The organism is Thermosyntropha lipolytica DSM 11003 (genome assembly GCF_900129805.1).
GTDB lineage: Bacteria > Bacillota > Syntrophomonadia > Syntrophomonadales > Syntrophomonadaceae > Thermosyntropha > Thermosyntropha lipolytica.
Genome location: NZ_FQWY01000084.1, coordinates 1 through 1,749, shown reverse-complemented (window position 1 = coordinate 1,749; position 1,749 = coordinate 1). Strand labels below are relative to the sequence as shown.

The following is a 1,749-nucleotide window of genomic DNA, read 5'->3' as shown; positions in this document are numbered from 1 at the left end:
TGGTTGGAGACCCGACTATGGCAGGTCCTTTGACCGGTGTTGAGCTTAAGCTGAAAGTATTCCATATTTTCGAACTTAAGGACCTGATTGATCCTAATGTTTATGAAGAACAGCTCGGTATGATGGAAATGGTTCTTGATGTAGACGCTCTTTGTGAAGAAATGGAAAATATCAGAAAAGAATGTGGATGTTAACCGGAAGAAAAGGAGTTGAAAAGAGATGGCAGAGATCAGGGTAGTCCATTATTTGAACCAGTTTTTTGGTCAAATAGGTGGCGAAGAAAAAGCTGATATAGCGCCGTTAAAACAGGATGGACCTGTAGGACCGGGTCTTGCTCTTCAGCAGGCTTTAGATCCGGACATGAAGATAGTGGGAACGGTAATATGCGGAGACTCTTATTTTAATGAAAATACCGAGACAGCATTAAATGAAATAATTGAAATGATTGCGGGTTATAAGCCGGATATAGTGGTAGCTGGGCCCGGATTTAATGCCGGACGTTATGGTATGGCCTGTGGTGCCGTATGTAAAGCAGTTCAGGAAAGACTTAATATTCCAGCTTTAACTGGACTGTATGAAGAAAACCCCGGTACTGATATGTATAAAAAAGAAGTTTATATTGTCAAAACCGGAAATTCAGCTGCGCAGATGCGAAAAGCTATTCCGGCCATGGCCAAACTGGCAGTAAAATTGGCTAAAGGTCAGCCTATCGGTTCTCCTGATGAAGAAGGCTATTTTGCTAAAGGAATACGCAAAAATGTATTCCATGAAAAAAGAGGTTCTACCCGTGCGGTTGATATGCTGGTAGCTAAGCTAAAAGGAGAACCTTTCAAAACCGAGTATCCTATGCCGGTATTTGACAGAGTTAAACCGCGTCCAGCGGTTAAAGATCTGAGCAAAGCCAAGATTGCTCTAGTTACTTCTGGTGGTATAGTACCCAAAGGAAATCCTGATCGTATTGAGTCTTCCAGTGCTTCTAAATATGGGAAATACGATATAACCGGAGTAAATGATCTCACAGCGGAAACTTATGAAACTGCTCATGGCGGATATGACCCGGTTTATGCTAACCAGGATGCCGACCGGGTATTACCGGTAGATGTACTACGGGAGATGGAAAAAGAAGGCATAATCGGCAGTCTGCACAATGTCTTCTACACTACAGTTGGTAATGGTACTTCCGTTGCCAATTCCAAGAAATTTGCTCATGAAATAGCCCTTGAACTTAAAGAAGCTGGAGTAGATGCGATTATACTCACCTCTACCTGAGGTACCTGTACCCGTTGCGGTGCAACGATGATAAAAGAGCTGGAAGATGTAGCAGATGTGCCGGCTGTACACATTTGTACCGTAGTGCCGATTTCCAAGACGGTAGGAGCTAACCGCATTGTTCCGGCAGTAGCTATTCCGCATCCGCTGGGTGATCCGAAGCTGAGCCCGGAAGAAGAAAAGGCTTTGCGGAGAAAGATTGTCGAAAAAGCGCTTAAGGCTTTATGTACTGATGTTGAAGACCAGACGGTTTTCTAAAAGATTAAGCGGGTTAAGCCTTTAAAAGGCTTAACCCCTTGTATAAAATATAAAGGAGGTAAAAGCCTTGACCTATCCAGTAATCAAAGCAGCAGCCTATGTACTGGTACATGCTCCCAACATATTGTTAGAGCATGGGACCACCATCACCTCAGAGAAGCTGTTAAATCCCGATTCAGAATATTTAAAAGCGCTTCCCAGCCATTTAAGAAGCTTTGAAGA

General features: G+C 43.3%; 1 protein-coding gene and 2 pseudogenes. All 3 read left to right on the top strand.

The features are described from left to right. A pseudogene (locus BUB92_RS11085) lies at positions 1-194 on the top strand (glycine/sarcosine/betaine reductase complex selenoprotein A); the annotation flags it as partial. Between the two features lie 25 nt (positions 195-219). After that, positions 220-1,527 (top strand): glycine reductase complex selenoprotein B, encoded by a 1,308-nt coding sequence (gene grdB / locus BUB92_RS11080; protein WP_084728490.1) that lies wholly within the window; start codon positions 220-222, stop codon positions 1,525-1,527. Between the two features lie 67 nt (positions 1,528-1,594). Beyond that, positions 1,595-1,749 (top strand): annotated as a pseudogene (locus BUB92_RS11980) (glycine/sarcosine/betaine reductase complex component C subunit beta); the annotation flags it as partial.